This window comes from Vandammella animalimorsus, from assembly GCF_002285265.1.
Lineage (GTDB): Bacteria > Pseudomonadota > Gammaproteobacteria > Burkholderiales > Burkholderiaceae_C > Lampropedia.
The window spans coordinates 40,533-57,578 of sequence record NZ_NSJB01000012.1 but is presented as its reverse complement, the minus strand read 5'-3'; the positions used below and the strand labels follow the sequence as shown (position 1 = coordinate 57,578).

Annotated in this window: 16 protein-coding genes and 1 tRNA gene; 12 read left to right on the top strand and 5 right to left on the bottom strand. The window is 68.0% G+C overall.

Annotation, left to right across the window (positions count from 1 at the left end):
- Positions 1-86: 86 nt before the first annotated feature.
- Both CK625_RS11930 and CK625_RS11925 read left to right on the top strand, forming a co-directional pair.
- Complete coding sequence (locus tag CK625_RS11930; RefSeq protein ID WP_095540547.1) at positions 87-509, top strand: putative toxin-antitoxin system toxin component, PIN family; 423 nt, start codon at positions 87-89, stop codon at positions 507-509.
- The gene (locus CK625_RS11925) at positions 506-742 is read left to right on the top strand and encodes a toxin-antitoxin system HicB family antitoxin (protein ID WP_095540546.1); all 237 of its coding nucleotides are present in this window, start codon (positions 506-508) and stop codon (positions 740-742) included. The genes CK625_RS11930 and CK625_RS11925 overlap by 4 nt, the downstream gene beginning before the upstream one ends.
- Positions 743-917: 175 nt before the next feature.
- Here the strand turns inward: CK625_RS11925 and CK625_RS11920 are convergent, their stop codons facing one another.
- The gene (locus tag CK625_RS11920) at positions 918-3,347 is read right to left on the bottom strand and encodes a TonB-dependent siderophore receptor (protein WP_172425161.1); all 2,430 of its coding nucleotides are present in this window, start codon (positions 3,345-3,347) and stop codon (positions 918-920) included.
- A 358-nt stretch (positions 3,348-3,705) separates the two neighbouring features.
- Here CK625_RS11920 and CK625_RS11915 point away from each other — a divergent pair, with 358 nt between their 5' ends.
- A complete protein-coding gene (locus CK625_RS11915) occupies positions 3,706-4,032 on the top strand; it encodes a DUF1778 domain-containing protein (RefSeq protein ID WP_095540544.1) in 327 nt (108 codons plus the stop codon).
- Entirely contained in the window at positions 4,029-4,538 is a 510-nt protein-coding gene (locus CK625_RS11910) for a GNAT family N-acetyltransferase (RefSeq protein WP_095540543.1), read from the top strand. Before CK625_RS11915 ends, CK625_RS11910 begins: the two co-directional genes overlap by 4 nt.
- A gap of 74 nt (positions 4,539-4,612) precedes the next feature.
- Here the strand turns inward: CK625_RS11910 and CK625_RS11905 are convergent, their stop codons facing one another.
- The 4 genes from CK625_RS11905 to CK625_RS11890 form a co-directional block, all read right to left on the bottom strand.
- Positions 4,613-4,897, bottom strand: coding sequence for a helix-turn-helix domain-containing protein (locus CK625_RS11905; protein WP_095540542.1), 285 nt, complete (start codon positions 4,895-4,897; stop codon positions 4,613-4,615).
- Between the two features lie 20 nt (positions 4,898-4,917).
- On the bottom strand, positions 4,918-5,217 hold the full coding sequence (locus CK625_RS11900; RefSeq protein WP_095540541.1) for a type II toxin-antitoxin system RelE/ParE family toxin: 300 nt from the start codon (positions 5,215-5,217) through the stop codon (positions 4,918-4,920).
- A 105-nt stretch (positions 5,218-5,322) separates the two neighbouring features.
- Entirely contained in the window at positions 5,323-6,879 is a 1,557-nt protein-coding gene (locus CK625_RS11895; protein ID WP_095540540.1) for a sigma-70 family RNA polymerase sigma factor, read from the bottom strand.
- A gap of 189 nt (positions 6,880-7,068) precedes the next feature.
- Positions 7,069-8,088 carry a hypothetical protein gene (locus CK625_RS11890; protein WP_095540539.1) on the bottom strand — a complete coding sequence of 340 codons (1,020 nt, stop codon included), beginning with the start codon at positions 8,086-8,088 and terminating at the stop codon, positions 7,069-7,071.
- 173 nt (positions 8,089-8,261) lie between these two features.
- Between CK625_RS11890 and CK625_RS11885 the strand changes: the two genes are divergently transcribed.
- The 8 genes from CK625_RS11885 to tsaD all read left to right on the top strand — a co-directional run bounded on the left by CK625_RS11885 (position 8,262) and on the right by tsaD (position 16,998).
- A complete protein-coding gene (locus CK625_RS11885; protein ID WP_095540538.1) occupies positions 8,262-8,507 on the top strand; it encodes a TIGR04438 family Trp-rich protein in 246 nt (81 codons plus the stop codon).
- A gap of 230 nt (positions 8,508-8,737) precedes the next feature.
- Positions 8,738-11,494, top strand: coding sequence for an aminopeptidase N (gene pepN / locus CK625_RS11880; RefSeq protein ID WP_095540537.1), 2,757 nt, complete (start codon positions 8,738-8,740; stop codon positions 11,492-11,494).
- Positions 11,478-12,713, top strand: a complete 1,236-nt coding sequence (locus CK625_RS11875; RefSeq protein ID WP_172425160.1) for an AAA family ATPase — start codon at positions 11,478-11,480, stop codon at positions 12,711-12,713. The genes pepN and CK625_RS11875 overlap by 17 nt, the downstream gene beginning before the upstream one ends.
- Entirely contained in the window at positions 12,710-13,147 is a 438-nt protein-coding gene (locus CK625_RS11870) for a hypothetical protein (protein ID WP_095540535.1), read from the top strand. Before CK625_RS11875 ends, CK625_RS11870 begins: the two co-directional genes overlap by 4 nt.
- 3 nt (positions 13,148-13,150) lie before the next feature.
- On the top strand, positions 13,151-14,173 hold the full coding sequence (locus tag CK625_RS11865; RefSeq protein WP_095540534.1) for a class 1 fructose-bisphosphatase: 1,023 nt from the start codon (positions 13,151-13,153) through the stop codon (positions 14,171-14,173).
- 78 nt (positions 14,174-14,251) lie between these two features.
- Positions 14,252-14,327, top strand: a tRNA-Thr gene (locus CK625_RS11860).
- 143 nt (positions 14,328-14,470) lie between these two features.
- A complete protein-coding gene (locus tag CK625_RS11855; RefSeq protein ID WP_095540533.1) occupies positions 14,471-15,862 on the top strand; it encodes an MATE family efflux transporter in 1,392 nt (463 codons plus the stop codon).
- Positions 15,863-15,876: 14 nt separating this feature from the next.
- Positions 15,877-16,998: a tRNA (adenosine(37)-N6)-threonylcarbamoyltransferase complex transferase subunit TsaD gene (gene tsaD / locus CK625_RS11850; RefSeq protein WP_429001316.1), complete on the top strand. Its 1,122-nt coding sequence runs from the start codon at positions 15,877-15,879 to the stop codon at positions 16,996-16,998.
- Positions 16,999-17,046: the final 48 nt, after the last annotated feature.

The window sequence follows — 17,046 nt, the reverse complement described above, 5'->3', positions numbered from 1 at the left end:
TTTCAAAGAAATGGAGTAATCAATGAGGCAAGAAATGAGGCTGGGGTGGTGCTTTTTGGATGCTGCGTGGTTACACTGGCGCAACCATGTTGATCGTTCTGGATACCTCTGTGCTGGTGGCCGCGATGCGCTCTCGAAGCGGCGCGAGCCACCATTTGCTGCGGCAATTGCCATCGCCCAAGTTCCGCCCGGCCTTGTCGGTGGCGCTGTACATGGAATGGCAAGCTGTCCTCACGCGGCCAGAGCATGTGCCCGCCGGCGTTGACGTGGCGCAAATGCAAGGCTTTTTGCGCTACCTGGCCTCGCTGGCGCATTTGCAGGATGTGTATTACCTGTGGCGCCCGTTCCTGCGCGATGCGGACGACGACATGGTGCTGGAATGCGCCGTGGCCTCGGCCAGCCGTTACATCATCACGCACAACACGCGGGATTTCCGGGGCACATCGGCCTTCGGTATCCAAGCCCTCACACCTGCTGAATTCTTGAACCTTCTGGAGAGCACCCCATGACCGCCCTGACGATTCGCCTGCCCGATTCCATCCACCGCAAAGTGAAAGAGCTGGCCGCGCGCGATGGCATCTCCGTCAACCAGTTCATTGCCAGCGCCACGGCGGAGAAGCTGGCCAGTTGGCTGACGCTGGAGCACCTGCGCGCCGAGGCGGCGCAGGGGCGGCGCGAGGATTTTCTGGCCGTGCTGGAGCGCGTGCCCGATGCCCCGCCCGCGCCGGGCGATGCGCGGTGAGCCAGCGCCGCGCGCCACGGCGGCGGCGCGGCCTGCACCTCGCAAGCACCTCGCAGGCACTTTGCAGGCACTTTGCAGGCACTTTGCAGGCACTTTGCAGGCACTTTGCAGGCGCCTTGCAAGCGGGCCTGCCCGCCATGCAAGCGGGCAGGGCGCCTGCCGCCAGCGTGCTGGCTTACCAGCGGTAGGTGGCCGTGGCCGTCACCGTGCGCTGCTCGCCGCGCCACCAGTCATTGAAAGGATTGCTGGCGAAGTACTTCTTGTTGAGCAGGTTGTGCACGTTCAGCGCCAGGCGCCAGTTGGCGCCCAGGTCGTAGCGCAGGCTGGCGTCCACCAGCGTGTAGCCCGGTTGCGCGCGGGTGTTGGCCGCGTCGTCCCAGCGGCGGCCCACGTGGCGCGCGCCCAGGCCCAGGTGCAGGCCGCGCAGGCGGCCTTCGGCCAAGCGGTAGTCCAGCCACAGCGAGGCCATGTGCTTGGGCACCTGGATGGGGGCCTTGCCCGCCTCCACGCGCCAGGTGCTGCCCGCCAGGCCTTTGACGTCGCTATAGGTGTAGGCGGCGGTGGCGTGCAGGCCGGGCAAGGCAGGCAACGGGCGGCCCTTGGCCTCCAGTTCCAGCCCGCGCGAGCGCATGGCGCCCACCTGCTCATCGCGGTTGGTGATGGGGTTGCTCACGGTGATGTTGCGCTTGCGCAGGTCGAACACGGCAGCGCTCAGCAACAGGCTTTGCCCCGGGGGCTGGTATTTGATGCCCAGCTCCCATTGGCGGCCGGTGGTGGGCTTGGCATCGAACGTGTCATAAGCGCCCAAGGCGGGCAGGAAGGAGGTGCCGTAGCTCACATAAGGCGCCCAGCCGCCGGGGGCCAGCCAGGTGAGCGCGGCGCGGCCGGTGAAGGCGCGGTCGGTGCGGCTTTGGCGTTGCCCGCGCGAGCTGGAGGCGTCATCCCCCCTCACCGTGTCGTGCCGGCCCGACAGCGTCAGCAGCCATTGCTCGCCCATGCGCATCTGGTCTTGCGCATACAGCCCCAGCGCGCGCAGCTTGTTCGGCCCGGCAATGTCGGTCACTACGCTGGGCGGGGTGATGGGGTGGTACACAGGGTTGTAGAGGTCCAGGTCTGAGGCCGGTCCGCTTTTTTGCGTCTCCAAGCCTCGCGCCTGGGTGAAGTCCAGCCCGGCAATCAGCTGGTGGCGCACCGCGCCGGTTTGCAAGCGCCCTTCCAAGTAAGTATCCAGCGAGGTTTGCCGCAGGTTGCCTTCGTTGCGTTCGGCCGTGCGCGTGAACGTACGCCCGTCATCCTGCAGTGAGGAATAGGTGTGATGTTTATCCCCGACACGCTTGGCGTGGCGGAAGTTTTGCCGCAGGCCCCATTGGGCGTTGAAGTCGTGGCGCAGCTCATAGCCCAGCGACCAGTTGTCGTGCTTGATGCGGCTGTAGCGCGGGTCGCCTTCGCGCACCTGGGTGGGCTGACCGTTGCTGTCGGATACATAGCTGATGTCATCACTCGCGTCATGGCGCAGCACCGAGGCCAGCAGCGTCAGGCGGGTAGCGGCCGAGGGTTGCCACAGCAGCGAGGGGGCGAAGTACTGGCGCTTGGCCGTGTCCCATTCGCCCGTGGGGTAGCGGTCTTGCGAGCGGCCCTGGCGCGCCAGCCCCACCAGGCGGTAAGCGGTCTGCTCGCCCAGCTTGCCGCCGTAGTCGAAGGCCAGTTGCCGCTGCCGGTAATTGCCCAGTTGCGCCTGCACCTCGCGCACCGGCTCGTCCAGCGTGGGCCGCTTGCTGACGCGGTGGACGATGCCGCCCACGTCGGCCCGCCCGAAGGTGGTCGAGGCCGGGCCGCGCAGCACCTCGATGCGCTCCATGCCATAGACCTCGGTGTGTGGGGCAATGCCCACGAAGCTCATTTGCGCCAGGCCGTCGAGGAAGTTCTGGGCTGCCAGGTTGTCAAAGCCGCGCAGCATCATGTATTCATAGCCCCGGCCATCGGGACCCCACATTCGGGGGAGCACGCCCGGCATGTAGCCCAGCGTGTCCAGCACATCGCGCATGCCCTTGGCCTCGATCTCCTCGGCGCCGATCACGCTGACGGACTGCGGCGTTTCCACCAGCGGCGTGTCCGTCTTGGTGGCCGTGGCGCTGCGGCGCGCGGCGTAGCCCAGCACCGGGCCGGTGGCGGTTTCGGGCGCGGCCTGCACGGTGATGGCCGGCAGGGTCTGGGCATCGCCCGCGCTGCCTGCGGCGGCGGCGCGGGTTGGGGCGGGCTGGATCGTCCAGGTCTGGCCCTGCTGGCGCGCTTGCAGGCCGGTGCCGCGCAGCATTTGCGCCAGCGCCGCGCCCACGCCGGGCGCGCCTTGCACGGCGGCGGCCTGTTTGCCCGCCACCAGCTCGGGCGCATAGGCCAGCGAGGCGCCGCTGCGCTGCGCCAACGCGGCCAGGCTGTGCGCCAGCGGCTGGGCGGGCAGGTGGATGGCGGCGGCCGGGGTGGATGCCGTGGCCGGGTTGGCCGCTGGGTTGGCTGTTTGGGCCTGGGCCGCGGGCCAGGCGGCCAGGGTGCAGGCCAGCGCGGCCGCAGCGGCGGCGGCGCGGGGGCGGAACGGGGCAGCAAGCATGGTGGTGTCGTCCTTCGTCAAATGGATCATGGGCGCGCATGCGCGCGGCAAGGGGCGGCGGGTTGGGGCTGCTCACGGCCCCGGCGCGGCAGGCCAGCGCGCGGATGGGGCCGGTCTGCCGCGTGGCATCGCCTGGCCCGAACCGCCGCCTGCCCGCGCGCGCCAAGACGGCGCAAACGCCGCAACCCGCCCGGTTGACCAGCCCAAAACGGGCCGTCATGGGTGTTGACGGATGACGAGGGCGTTTCCCTCAGGTTTTTTGTAACAGGGGCGGTGCGGGCTGGCGATGTGGGCTTGATTTGTACGGCAGATTGCCGGAACATCCGCCCCATCTGTGTTCAATCAGCCCTTGCCCCCTATGTCTGTGACCACCAGCGCCAACGCCCGCCTTGAGGCGAGGATCAGTACCGATTTGCATGCCCTGCTCAAGCGCGCTGCCGAGTTGCAGGGGCGCACGATGACGGATTTCGTGATAGCCGCCGTGCAGGAGGCGGCCCAGCGCGCCATTGAGCAGGCGGAGCTGGTGCGCCTGTCGCTGGCCGATCAGCAATGCTTTGCGCAGGCCATGTTGTCGCCGCCGCCGCCGGCTGCGGCGCTGGAGCGCGCCTTGGCCCGCCACGGCCAGTTGTTGCGCCCTGAACCGCCCGCGGGGGCCGCGGGCGCGGCGGCCGCAGACGCCGGATGAGCGGTGCGCCCTTCCGGCTGGCGCTGCTGGATGCCGCGCACGAGCGCACGGCGTTCGACAGCGCCTCGCCGCCGCTGAACCGCTATCTGCGTGAGCAGGCCGGCCAGGACATGCGCCGCCGCGTGGCCGCCTGCTTTGTGGCGCTGGGGGCTGGGCAACGCATTGCGGGCTATTACACGCTGGCCTCGGCCAGTGTGCTGCTGGGAGATTTGCCCACCGCCATTGGCCGCAAGCTGCCGCGCTACCCCACGGTGCCGGCCGTGCGCCTGGGCCGCCTGGCGGTGGACCGGGCTTTTCAGGGGCAGGGGCTGGGGGCGGCCCTGCTGGCCGATGCATTGCGCCGTGCCGCCCGTTCGGAGATTGCCGCCTACGCGCTGATCGTGGATGCCAAGGACGCCACGGCCGCGGCCTTTTACCGGCACCACGGCTTGATGGCCCTGCCGGATTCGCCACGCACCTTGTTCCTGCCCTTGGCCAGCGTGCCGCTGACGCCAGGAGCGGGGTGAGGCTGGAGGCGCTGGGCGGGGCCATTGCGGTTGGCGCGATGACCGGCGCGATGCCCTGGCGCGTCAGAACCCGTTCAGGCCAGCTCAAAGCGCATGGGTAGGCCCACGGCGACGCTGGCGCGCGCCAGGGTGGCCAGCGTCACGCTGGTGTCGGTTTCGTCAAGCAGGCGTTTGACGACCATGCGGCTGGTGCGCATGCGCTGGGCCATTTCGGTTTGCGTGATGCCCTGGCGCTTCATGGCCTGCGCCAGTTGCCAGGCGATGACGCGCTTCATCGCGGCGGCAGCGGCTTCTTCTTGCATGCCTTGCTGGGCCAGGAAGTCGTCAAAGCCGGTGCCGATGTGGGGGTTGGGGGTCATGTGGCTTGCCCCAGTTGTTTCTAGCGCGAGCGCGCGGTTTCCAGTTCGGTCGCGGGGGTTTTCTGGGACTTCTTCACGAAGGCGTGCAGCAGCGCCATGTGCCCGTCCTGCACGGTGAACAGCACACGGGCGATGCCGTCGGCAATGGCGCAGCGCACTTCCCACAAATGCGGCTCCAGCTTGCGCACCAAAGGCATGCCCAGCGGCCAGCCGATTGGCACGGTTTTGATGTCCGTGCCGATGGCCTTGCGGTCTTCTGCCGCTGCTTTGCGCAAAAAACTTGACGGAAAGGACGAGGGGAGCCATGCGGACGATTGCATCAAAAGAGGTACTTCCCAAGGTACTTCCCGGTCGTGCCTTTCTTCCTGTGACGGGGGCTGCTCTTGGGTGCGTTTGGCTGGCTGGATGCGCGGCCGCCTGGCCGCTTACCGCCGCGCGCGCGGGTTGGCGCGCGGGGCAATGTGCCAGCCCTGGCCCTGGCGGCGCACGGTGACGGGCAGCACGGCGGGCAGGGATTGCAGCCAGTCGTGGGCGTGGCGCAGGGGCACCTGGCCGCTGATGGCGAGCGAGGCTACGCGCGGGTCAAGCTTGATGGGGGCGGCGTCTTCGCGCTGGTAGCGCGCCAGGCGGGCGATGGCGTGGGCCAGGGGTTCGGCGTGAAAGCGCAGGTGGCCGTGGCGCCAGGGGGCGGCGTGCTGGTCGGCGTCATCACCAGGGCTGGCGGCGCTGCTGGCGGGCAGTTCGATGGGGGCGGGGCTGGCGGCGCTCAGGCGCAGGCCCTGGCCAGGGTGCAGATCGCGCTGGCTGCGCGGCTGGCCGCCGGCGTCCAGCCACTCAACGCGCACGCGGCCCTGGGCTACGCGCACGTCGATGCCGGCGGGGGCGATGTCCACGCTGAAGCGGGTGCCCAGCACGGTGATGCGCACGCGGGGGCGAGCATCGGGAGCATCGGGGGCATCGGGGGCATCGGGGGCGGCTTGGGCGGTGCTGGTTGCGGTGGCGTCTGCGGGGCTGTCTGCGGTAGTGGCGGCGGCGGGCTGGGGCAGGGCGGCTTCGACGACGAAGGGGCGCTGGGGGTCGTGGGCCACTTCGGCAAACAGCGCGCCGTGCAGCAGTTGCACGTGGCGCAGGGCGCGGCGGTAGGTGATGTGGGCGCGGCTGGCGGCGTCGAGGGTGAGGGCGCTGCCGTCGGGCAGGGCCTGGCGGGCGAGCTGGCCGCGCGGGGTGTGCAGGGCCAGCGCCAGCAGCGGGCGGGCGGCGCTGTGTTGCCACACCCGCCAGCCCAGCAGGCCGCTGCCGCTGAGGGCGGCCAGGCCCAGCAGGGCGGTGAGCGAGCGGCGACGGGGCGGGGCCGGGCGCTCGTTGCTGGCGTTGGCGTTGGCCTGGGGGTGTTCGCCGCGCCAGTGCAGCAAGGCGGCGTGCAGGCGGGCGCTGGCCTGCTGCACATCGCGCTCGATGGTGGCGAGGCTGACGCCGTGGCGCGCGGCCAGCTCGCTCTGGGGCGTGCCGTGCAGGCGGTGGGCGAGGAAGGCTTGGCGCGCGCGCTCGGGCAGGGCGTGCAGGGCGGCCTGCACGGCATCGAGCGCCTGGCGGTACATCAGGGATTCGGCGGCGTCGGGCTGGGCCTGCCAGGGGGCGATGGCGGCATCGTCGCCGCCGTCGTTGTGGCCTGCGCCATTGCCATCGCCGCTGCCGTGGCTGCCGTGGCGGGGCAGGCCGCAGCGGGCGGCGGCCTGCCGCTGGCGCAGGTGGTCGAGCGTGAGGTGGTGCGCCACGGCGCTGAGCCAGGCGGCGGGCTCGCGCAGGCGTCGCGCGGCATCGCCTTGCTCCAGCAGGCGCAGCCAGGCGTCTTGCACCAGATCGCGCGCGTCTTCGGCGCAGCCGGTGCGCCGCTGCACCTGTTTTTGCAGGCGGGCGGTGATGGCGCGAAAGCCCGCCGGGGCGGGCCAGTTGGGGGCGTCGAGTGTGGGCGGTGGCGGCATGGGGTGCGATTATCAATGCGAATCATTGCTGTTTTCGCACTCTGCGCCCCATGCGGCGCGGCCTTGCTGTGATCTTGCGGTGGCCTTGCTGCGGCCTTTGGGCAGGTCTTCGGGCAAGGGCTGTGCGCGCCGCAGCGCACGCGCTTGTTGCTGCGGCGTGTGCAGAGAACACGCCTTGCCCGGCGGCGCTCAGTCGCCCATGAAGCGGTAGTCCTCGATGGGGGCGGGCTCGTCGCCGAGGTGGTTGACGCTCAGCCAGCCCAGGCTGCCGTCGCTGGCCTGGATGAGCAGGAAGTCGCGATAGTCGTCTTCCTTGCGCGGGCGGAAGGCGTCGTGCAGCAGCACCTGGAGTTTGTCGCCCTTGGCGATGCGGGCCACGGGCTCGCCCCCTTCGGGCTGGCTGCTGAGGGTGATGGGCGCCAGTGCCGTGCTTTTCAGCCCTACGTAATAAAAAGCCTGCGCGACTTCGGCCAGCTGGCCATCGTCTTTCAGGCGGTATTTGCTGAAGGTCTGGTGGTGGCGGTTGATGTGGGTGCTGCTGTAGAGCGTGCCGTTGCCGGGGAAGTAAAAGGTCTCCCCGCCCAGCATGCGCCCGGCGGCGAGCTGACCATCGGCGCGTTGCTTGAGGTCGGCCGCGTCGAGCAGCTCGCAGTAGGGGTCGGCGCTCGGGCCAGGGCCGCATTCGAGCCGGTAGTTGCGATCGTTGGCGGCAAACTGCCCTTGCAGCAGCACGTAGCTGTCCTCATTGCTTTGCGCCGCCGGCGTGAGCGGCTGGATGCGCTGCGGGTTGTAGTGCAGGGCAAAGGGCGGCAGGCCTTCGATCTTCAGGCCCTCGGGGATGGGGCTGAGCTTTTTCAGCTGGCTGAAGTCCTCGCTGTCGCGGCTGTCGGCAGCGGGCTGGGCGTCGGCGGCAATCCAGCCGGTCAGGCCCAGGCTGGTCTTGACCAGGTAATGCGCTTTGTCGGGCGTGGCCAACAACACGGTCAGCGGGGCCTGGGCGGGCACGGTCGTCACCGGCGTGCCCTTGCCCGGCTGGCTGCTCAGCGCCAGCGGGGCCTTGGCCGTGGTCGCCTGGCCGACGTAGAGGTAGGGCGCCTTGCCCGTGCTGCCACCTGCGGCGGGGGCGATGGCATCGGCAAACAAGGCCTGCTGCGCCAGCGCAGGCAGGGCGGCCGCGCACAGCGTCGCCAGCAGCATGGGTTTTTTCATGACTCGTCCTCTGGTGGTGAAATGACAGGGCCTGGTTGTACACCAAATCGCGCCTTGGGCCTTGGCAGGGGGCGCAGCCGTGGGTGTGGTTTGGATATATCTGTTGCAGAATGTGCGGCGTTGGGCTTTTTTCGATTGAAAGCCCGGGGCGTGTCGATGAACAAGGAGCCTGGATGTACCTGCTTGCCATTTCTTTGATCCTGCTGGCCATGAAGTACTTTGCCTTCGGGCCGGTGGCCGATTGGCCTTGGTGGTGGATTGCCGTGCCGTTTGGCCTGACGGCGCTGTGGTGGGCCTGGGCCGACTGGTCGGGCTACACCAAGCGCAAGGTGGTCGAGAAGGAGAATGAGCGCAAGCAGGCGCGCATTGCCCGCGACCGCGAGCGCCTGGGCCTGATCGTGCGCAAGGGCAAGAAGTGAGGCCTTGAGCCCGTCGCCCGCGTCCACTGTCTGGCCCCGCTCCCTGCAAGCAGCCCATGCGGCCTTGGCGCCCATGGGCTGCGTTGTTCTGTGTGGCGCTGCCGGGCCGAGCTGGGCAGCGCCTGGCTCGGTCGCGTTTTGCGCGGCGGGCCCAGTGTGCTGCAAAATCCGGGCATTTTTTGGGCCGCTGGCCGGCCCTGCCAATGCCGCCCGTTTGCAAAGATTGCTTCATGACTGATACCGCCACTTTTGCCGATGCCGCCCAACGCCACAGCGCTGCCAGCGTGGTGCGGCGCGAGGATTACCGCCCGCCTGCGTTCTGGATCGACACGGTGGATCTGAGCTTTGATCTGGACCCGGCCAAGACCCGCGTGCTCAACAAGATGCGCGTGCGCCGCAACCCGGATGTGCCGGCCCAGCCGTTGCGGCTCGATGGCCAGGCGCTGAACCTGGCGCGCGTGCTGGTCAATGGCCAGGGCGCGAGCTTCAAGATGGAGGGCGATCAGCTGGTGCTCTCCAACCTGCCCGAGGGGCCAGAGCCTTTCGATCTGGAGATCTTCACCACCTGCCAGCCCGAGAAGAACACCCAGCTCTCGGGCCTGTACGTCAGCCAGGGCGCGTTCTTCACGCAGTGCGAGGCCGAGGGCTTTCGCCGCATCACCTACTTTTTGGATCGGCCCGATGTGATGAGCGTCTTCACCGTGACGCTGCGCGCCGACAAGGCGGCCTACCCGGTGCTGCTGTCCAACGGCAACCTGCTGGAGCAGGGCGATCTGGGGGACGGGCGCCACTTCGCCCGCTGGCACGACCCATTCAAGAAGCCCAGCTACCTGTTTGCGCTGGTGGCCGGGCAATTGGTGGCGCGCGAGCAGGCCATCACGGCGCGCAACGGCCAGCAGCACCTGCTGCAGGTGTATGTGCGCCCGGGCGACCTGGAAAAGACCGAGCACGCCATGCGCTCGCTCATGGCCAGCATCGCCTGGGATGAGGCGCGCTTTGGCCTGCCGCTGGATCTGGAGCGCTTCATGATCGTCGCCACCAGCGACTTCAACATGGGCGCGATGGAGAACAAGGGCCTGAACATCTTCAACACCAAGTTCGTGCTGGCCAGCCAGGCCACGGCCACCGATCAGGACTTCGCCAACGTGGAAAGCGTGATCGGCCACGAATACTTCCACAACTGGACGGGCAACCGCATCACCTGCCGTGATTGGTTCCAGCTCTCGCTCAAAGAGGGGCTGACGGTGTTTCGCGATCAGGAGTTCTCCATGGACATGGCCGGCAGCGACAGCGCCCGCGCCGTCAAGCGCATCGAGGACGTGCGCCTGCTGCGCACCATGCAGTTTGCCGAGGACGCCGGCCCCATGGCCCACCCCGTGCGGCCCGACAGCTACCAGGAAATCAACAACTTCTACACCCTGACCGTCTATGAAAAGGGCGCCGAGGTGGTGCGCATGATGCACACCCTGGTGGGCGAGGCGGGCTTTCGCAAAGGCATGGCGCTGTACTTCGAGCGCCACGACGGCCAGGCCGTCACCTGCGACGACTTCGCCCAGGCCATCGCCGATGCCAACCCGCATAGCCCGCTGGCCGTGCATCTGGAGCCGTTCAAGCGCTGGTACAGCCAGGCCGGCACGCCCCAGGTGCACGCCGAGAGCCAGTACGACGCCGCAGCCCAGACCTACACCCTGACGCTGACGCAAACCACCCCGCCCACGCCGGGCCAGGATGAGAAGCAGCCGCTCATCATCCCCGTGCGCCTGGGCCTGCTGGGCCGCAGCGGCGCGGCGCTGCCCTTGCAGTTGCAGAGCGAACAAGGCGCGCAAGGGCTGGGGCTGGAGGCCACCTTGGTGCTGCACGAGCGCCAGCAAAGCTTTGTCTTCACCCAGGTGGGCGAGATGCCCGTGCCCTCGCTGCTGCGCGGCTTCAGCGCCCCCGTGGTGCTGCACCAAAACCTGGAGGACGACGCGCTGGAGACCTTGCTGCAACACGACAGCGACCCCTTCAACCGCTGGGAGGCCAGCCAGCAATGGGCCCAGCGCATCATGCTGGCGGCCATCCACAACCCCGAGGCCGAGATCGCCCTGCCGGCGCGCTTCGTGCAGGCCATGCGCCAGGTGCTGGGCGATGCGCAGCTGGATGCGGCCTTCAAGGACCTGGTGCTCACGCTGCCCTCGGAGGGCTACATCGCCGAGCAGCTCGAGCAGGTCGATCCGCAGCGCATCCACGCCGTGCGCGAGGCCCTGCAGGACCAGCTCGCCCAGGCCCTGCAGGCCGAATGGCAAGCCGTGTGGGAGCAGCACCACGACACGGGCGCCTACCGGCCCGACGCCCACGGCGCAGGCCGCCGCGCCCTGGCCGGCAAGGCCCTGGCCATGCTGGTGCGCCAGGCCGGCCGCACGGGCGATGCCGTCTGGCCCGGCAAGGCCTATCAGCGCGTCAAGGACGCGGGCAACATGACCGACCGCTTCAACGCGCTGGCGGCGCTGGTGCAGGCGCGCCACCCGCTGGCCCAGCAGGCCCTGCAGCGCCTGCACCGCCAGTTCCGCGACGAGGCCCTGGTGCTGGACAAATGGTTCCAGCTCCAAGCCATGGCCCCTGACGTGGACGGCGACGTGCTGCCCGCGGTGCGCCAGCTGATGCGCCATGCGGACTTCAACCTCAAGAACCCCAACCGCGCGCGCAGCCTGATCTTTGCCTACAGCAGCCACAACCCGGCGGGCTTTCACCGCGCCGATGGCGCGGGCTACCAGTTCTGGGCCGAGCAGGTGCTGGCGCTGGACGCCATCAACGCCCAAGTGGCCGCGCGCCTGGCGCGCGCCATGGACGCCTGGCGCAAGCTGGCCCAGCCCTACCGCACCCACGCCGAGGCGGCGCTGCAGCAAGTGGCCGCGCACCAGGGCCTGAGCAAGGACGTGCGCGAGATCGTCGGCAAAGCGCTGAATGCAAGGCCCTCCATGGAGAAGAGTGGTGAAGCTGCGCATTGAAAAATTCGCACAGATTGAGAGTGCCGAGATCGACTTCGGGCAAGCGGGTGACCTGACTATCCTGGTGGGGGAGCAGGCCACCGGCAAAAGCCTGGTGCTTCAATGGCTGAAACTGCTCACGGACCGGGTTGCCATTCGGCGCACTTGGGAGCATTACGGCATCAATTGGCGTTCGGGTGAGCATCCGAGCAGGCCTTTGGATCTTTTTTTTGGCGAGGGCATTGGCAAAGGCGGGTATGACTTTGACCATACCCGCATTGAGCTCGATGGCGTCTCTTACAAGTTGGATTCACTGTTTCGCTTGCCCAAGGGCAATGCCGCAGCTCAAAAGGAGCAGCGCGCCGAGCGCACCTACTACATCCCCGCGCACCGGGCCTTGTTGCTGATGGATGGCTGGCCTTTGGCCTTTCAGCAGCACCGCACGGGCACGCCTTATGTGGCGCGCGCGCAGAGCGAGCGCATACTGCAATGGCTCAATCAATCGGACAAGGCCTTGTTCCCTATCAAGAACCGGCTCCATGCCAGTATTCGTAGCCTTTTTTCCGAGGCCATCTTTCACGGTGCGGCACTCAATATCGACCGTGTATCGCAGCAAAGCCGCTTGATTCTTTCGGTCAGTCAGGCCAGTGCGATTCCTTATATGGCCTGGACGGCGGGGCAGCGTGAGTTCGTCCCTTTGCTGCTGGCGTTGTATGAGTTGATGCCAGCCGGACGAAACACCAAAGTCCAGGCCGTGGATACAGTGATTCTCGAAGAGCCTGAATTGGGCCTGCATCCCAAGGCCTTGTTTGCGGTGGGTGTAGCCGTATTGCATCTGATGGCCAGAGGCTATCGCGTCATTCTCTCTACCCATTCGCCTTTGATGGTCGATTTCGCCTGGGCCCTGAATCGCTTGAATACGGCGCGAAAAATGGACAAGGCGAGCGAGCAGGATGTCCTCAAGGCGTTTGGATTGAGCGCAAACCTGACTTCCAAGGCAGTTGCGGTGCGCCTCAAGGATTCTCGTGCGCGGGTGTTTTATCTGGGGTATCAGAAACAGCAAAGGTCGCAGCCAGCAAGCCGGGTAGTGTCGCGCGACATCTCTGACTTGCGCACCTATGGCCCTTCCGACAAGCCCGTCTGGGGCGATCTGCTGAAGTATTCCACGCACTTGGCCGAAGCCATCGTGCAGCTTGACCTGGATTTCTCCTCGCTGGCCGACGAGGAGCTCAGGCCATGAAGAGCTTGGCGCAGAATCCGCAGTTTTCCTGCTGTATCAAAGAAGGAAAACAAGCTCTCAAAAGCGAGCACAAGAAGCGTGTTCTCGAGGGCAAGCATCGCAGCCATAAATGCGTGCAAAGCATGGACTTCGATGCCTGTACGACTGAGCTCAAGCTGATGCCCAAGCAACAACGCTGGGACTACTTCATTGAGACGGGCGCAAGCGCCGGAAAAGTCCTGGCCGTCGAGGTGCATCCATTCAAGCCGAGTGAGTTGAGAGGCAAGCGAGCGGGCACACTGGCAATTTTGCAAAAGCACTGCCCGGATGCCATGGCAGACATTTGTGGCTGGCACGTCATCGTGACCGGCGATATTCGTTCCGATCTGGCTGGGCGCTTCAGCGCCGAAACCAGGATTCACCTGCATCGCCAACTTGATCTTTCCAAGGTTTGATTCATGAGCAAGAGAATTTCCCTCTCCCGTTACCTGGTCGAGCAGCAGCGCGTCGATGGCCGCATCCCGGCCCAGCTGCGCTTGCTGCTGGAGGTCGTGGCGCGCGCCTGCAAGCGCATCAGTTTTGAAGTCAACAAAGGCGCGCTGGGCGAGGCCATGGGCAGCGCCGGCAGCGAGAACGTGCAGGGCGAGGTGCAGAAAAAGCTCGACATCATCGCCAACGAGGTGCTGATCGAGGCCAACGAATGGGGCGGCCACCTGGCGGCCATGGCCAGCGAGGAGATGGAGGGCATTTACCTGGTGCCCAACCGCTATCCGCAGGGCGAGTACCTGCTGCTGTTCGACCCGCTCGATGGCTCGTCCAACATCGACGTCAACGTCAGCATCGGCACCATCTTCAGCGTGCTGGAAAAGCCCCAGGAGCAGCGCGGCGTGACGGTGGACGACTTCCTGCAGCCGGGCGCGCGGCAGGTGGCCGCGGGCTACTGCGTTTTTGGCCCGCAGACCACGCTGGTGCTGACCGTGGGCGATGGCGTGGCCATGTTCACGCTGGACCGCGAGCAGGGCTCGTTCGTGCTCATCGAGGAGAACGTCAGGATCCCCGAGGACACCCGGGAGTTCTCCATCAACATGAGCAATATGCGCCACTGGGATGGGGCCGTGCGGCGCTACATCGACGAGTGCCTGGCCGGCGAGGAGGGCCCGCGCGGCAAGAACTTCAACATGCGCTGGATCGCCAGCATGGTGGCCGACATCCACCGCATCCTCAGCCGTGGCGGCATCTTCATGTACCCCTGGGATCAGCGCGAGCCGGCCAAGCCCGGCAAGCTGCGCCTGATGTACGAGGCCAACCCCATGGGCTGGTTGATCGAGCAGGCCGGCGGCGCGGCCAGCAACGGCCGCCAGCGCATCCTGGACATCCAGCCCACGCAACTGCACGAGCGCGTCTCGGTCATCATGGGCGCAAAGAACGAGGTTGAGCGCATCGAGCGCTACTACGCCGAGCTCGATGCCAGCCAGTCTTGAGCGCCCGCGCAAAACCATCGCGCCGCGCCGCTGTGAGAGCGCGGTGAAAGGGCGCTATAATCGCGCCCTTTCACAAGGGCCGAATTAGCTCAGTTGGTAGAGCAGCTCATTCGTAATGAGAAGGTCGGGGGTTCGACTCCTCTATTCGGCACCACGCATTGCGCCACCGGCAACGGCCCGCCCGGTGGCAAGCTCCCGAAAAACGCCACTCTTGCCGCGCGCGAAGGTGGCGTTTTTCCATTGGCTTGACGCGCGGCCGGTGCATCGGCGCCCGCGCGCAGGCACAGCCCAGCTGCCATGTCCGAACTCAAATCCATCGCCCGCCATACCGGGGTCGTCTTTGTCGGCCAGCTGGCCGTGATGGCCTTTGGCGTGACCGACACCGTGGTGGCCGGGCGCCACTCGGCCCAGGCGCTGGCCGCGCTGTCGGTGGGCACGGCCATCTACATCAGCGTCTATGTCGGACTGATGGGCGTGCTGCAGGCGCTGCTGCCGATCTGGGCCGAGCTGCAGGGCGCGCGCCGCCATGGCGAGGTCGGGCGCTCGCTGCGCCAGGCGCTGTATCTGTGCGCTGCCTGCATCGTGCTGGGCATGGTGGTGCTGCTGATGCCCGGGCCGCTGCTGCGCGCGGCCCAGGTGCCGCCGGCCCTGCAGGCCGAGGCCGAGCGCTATCTGGCCGTGCTGGCCTGGGCGCTGCCGCCGGCGCTGCTGTTTCGCCTCTACAGCACGCTCAACCAAAGCCTGGGTCATCCGCGCCTGGTCACGCTGCTGCAGGTGGCGGCGCTGCTGCCCAAGATCGCGCTGTCGGTCTGGCTGACGTTTGGCGGCGCGGGGCTGGCGCCGCAGGGCGCGGTCGGCTGCGCCTGGGCCACGCTGCTGGTCAACTGCGGCCTGCTGGCCGTGGCGCTGTGGCTGCTGCGCACGCAAGGCCTGTATGCCCCCTACGCCATCTGGCAGCGGCTGGAGCGGCCCGACTGGCGCCAGCTGGCTGCCTTCGTGCGCCTGGGCGTGCCGGCCGGGCTGTCGGTGATGGTCGAGGTCACCTCGTTCACGCTGATGGCCTTGTTCATCGCCCGCCTGGGCACGCTGGCCTCGGCCAGCCACCAGATCGCCGGCAATGTGGCCGCGCTGCTGTACATGCTGCCGCTGGCGCTGGGCATTGCCACCAGCATGCGCGTGAGCCACTGGCGCGGCGCGGGCGACGCAGCTCGGGCCCGCCATGCCGCAGGCCTGGGCCTGGGCGCAGCCGCGCTGCTGGCCCTGCTGGCCGCGGCGGCGCTGGCCCTGGCCGCCGGCCCGGTGGCGGCGCTGTACGTGAATGACCCGGCCATCGCCGCGCTCGCGCAAGGGCTGCTGCTGTGGGTGGCGGCCTACCACCTGGGCGATGCGCTGCAGGCAGTGGCGCTGTTCGTGCTGCGCAGCTACCGCATCACGGTGCTGCCCTTCGTTCTCTACGCGCTGCTGCTGTGGGGCCTGGGCCTGAGCGGCGGCTACCTGCTGGCCTTCCAGGGTCTGGGGCCGTGGCCGGCCATGCAGGCGCCGCAGGCTTTCTGGATGACCAGCGCCACCGCCTTGCTGCTGGTGGCGGCGCTGCTGTGCGGGCTGCTGTGGCGCGTGGCGCGGGCCGATTGCCCGGATAATGGCGCGCCCGGCCGCGACCGCGCAGCGGCCCTGCCGGGACTTGAATGAATCCGCCCATGCCTTTGCCCAACGCCGCGCCCCCATCCCCCCAGGCCTTGTCGCCGGCCCTGGATGCGGCCACCCGGCCCTTGCGGGTGCTGGGCATCGAGTCCTCCTGCGACGAAACCGGCGTGGCCCTGGTGCAGACGCAGCCGGCAGCGCCCGGCGCGGCCAGCCCGCCTGTGCCGCAGTTGCTGGCCCATGCGCTGCACAGCCAGATCGACATGCACCGGCTCTATGGCGGCGTGGTGCCCGAGCTGGCCAGCCGCGACCACATCCGCCGCGTGCTGCCGCTGACGCAGCAGGTGCTGCAGCAGGCCGGCTGCAGCCTGCAAGAGCTCGACGTCATCGCCTACACCAAGGGCCCTGGCCTGGCCGGGGCGCTGCTGGTTGGCGCGGGCGTGGCCTGCGCGCTGGGCGCGGCGCTGGGCACGCCGGTGCTGGGCGTGCACCATCTGGAGGGGCATTTGCTCTCGCCCTTTCTCAGCGCCGATCCGCCGCAATTTCCCTTCGTGGCGCTGCTGGTCTCGGGCGGGCACACCCAGCTGATGCGCGTCGATGGCGTGGGGCGCTATCAGTTGCTGGGCGAAACCATCGACGACGCCGCGGGTGAGGCCTTTGACAAATCGGCCAAGCTGCTGGGCCTGCCCTATCCGGGCGGGCCGGAGCTGGCGCGGCTGGCCGAGCAGGGCGATGCCCAGGCTTTTGACCTGCCGCGCCCGCTGCTGCGCGGCGACAACCTGGATTTCTCCTTTGCCGGGCTGAAAACGGCCGTGCTCACCCAGGTGCAGCGCCTGGGCGAGCAGGCCCAGGCGCGCCGCCACGACCTGGCCGCCAGCACCCAGGCGGCCATTGTTGACGTGCTGGTGCGCAAGGCCTTGCTGGCTTTGCGCCAGACCGGGCTGCAGCGCCTGGTGGTGGCCGGCGGCGTGGGCGCCAACCGCCTGTTGCGCGCCACGCTGGATGCGGCCTGCGCCCGGCGCGGCGTGCGCGTGCATTACCCCGAGCTGTACCTGTGCACCGACAACGGCGCCATGATCGCGCTGGCCGCCGCCATGCGATTGCAGGCCGGCCTGCAGGAGCCCAGCCGCGTCTGGAGCTTTGACGTGCTGCCGCGCTGGCCGCTGGAAGACGTGGCGGTGTAAGAGCAGTGTCAGAGCCTGCGCAAAGTCTCTGCACGGCGGGTCGGTCAG

Bases quoted from the DNA above. Each gene is read 5' to 3' on its own strand.
- CK625_RS11910 (WP_095540543.1), top strand. From the start codon at position 4,029: ATGAGCGGTGCGCCCTTCCGGCTGGCGCTGCTGGATGCCGCGCACGAG.
- CK625_RS11905 (WP_095540542.1), bottom strand. From the start codon at position 4,897: ATGACCCCCAACCCCCACATCGGCACCGGCTTTGACGACTTCCTGGCC.
- CK625_RS11925 (WP_095540546.1), top strand. From the start codon at position 506: ATGACCGCCCTGACGATTCGCCTGCCCGATTCCATCCACCGCAAAGTG.
- CK625_RS11920 (WP_172425161.1), bottom strand. From the start codon at position 3,347: ATGCTTGCTGCCCCGTTCCGCCCCCGCGCCGCCGCCGCTGCGGCCGCG.
- CK625_RS11915 (WP_095540544.1), top strand. From the start codon at position 3,706: ATGTCTGTGACCACCAGCGCCAACGCCCGCCTTGAGGCGAGGATCAGT.
- CK625_RS11895 (WP_095540540.1), bottom strand. From the start codon at position 6,879: ATGCCGCCACCGCCCACACTCGACGCCCCCAACTGGCCCGCCCCGGCG.
- CK625_RS11865 (WP_095540534.1), top strand. From the start codon at position 13,151: ATGAGCAAGAGAATTTCCCTCTCCCGTTACCTGGTCGAGCAGCAGCGC.
- CK625_RS11900 (WP_095540541.1), bottom strand. From the start codon at position 5,217: ATGCAATCGTCCGCATGGCTCCCCTCGTCCTTTCCGTCAAGTTTTTTG.
- CK625_RS11885 (WP_095540538.1), top strand. From the start codon at position 8,262: ATGTACCTGCTTGCCATTTCTTTGATCCTGCTGGCCATGAAGTACTTT.
- CK625_RS11855 (WP_095540533.1), top strand. From the start codon at position 14,471: ATGTCCGAACTCAAATCCATCGCCCGCCATACCGGGGTCGTCTTTGTC.
- CK625_RS11930 (WP_095540547.1), top strand. From the start codon at position 87: ATGTTGATCGTTCTGGATACCTCTGTGCTGGTGGCCGCGATGCGCTCT.
- CK625_RS11890 (WP_095540539.1), bottom strand. From the start codon at position 8,088: ATGAAAAAACCCATGCTGCTGGCGACGCTGTGCGCGGCCGCCCTGCCT.
- CK625_RS11870 (WP_095540535.1), top strand. From the start codon at position 12,710: ATGAAGAGCTTGGCGCAGAATCCGCAGTTTTCCTGCTGTATCAAAGAA.
- pepN (WP_095540537.1), top strand. From the start codon at position 8,738: ATGACTGATACCGCCACTTTTGCCGATGCCGCCCAACGCCACAGCGCT.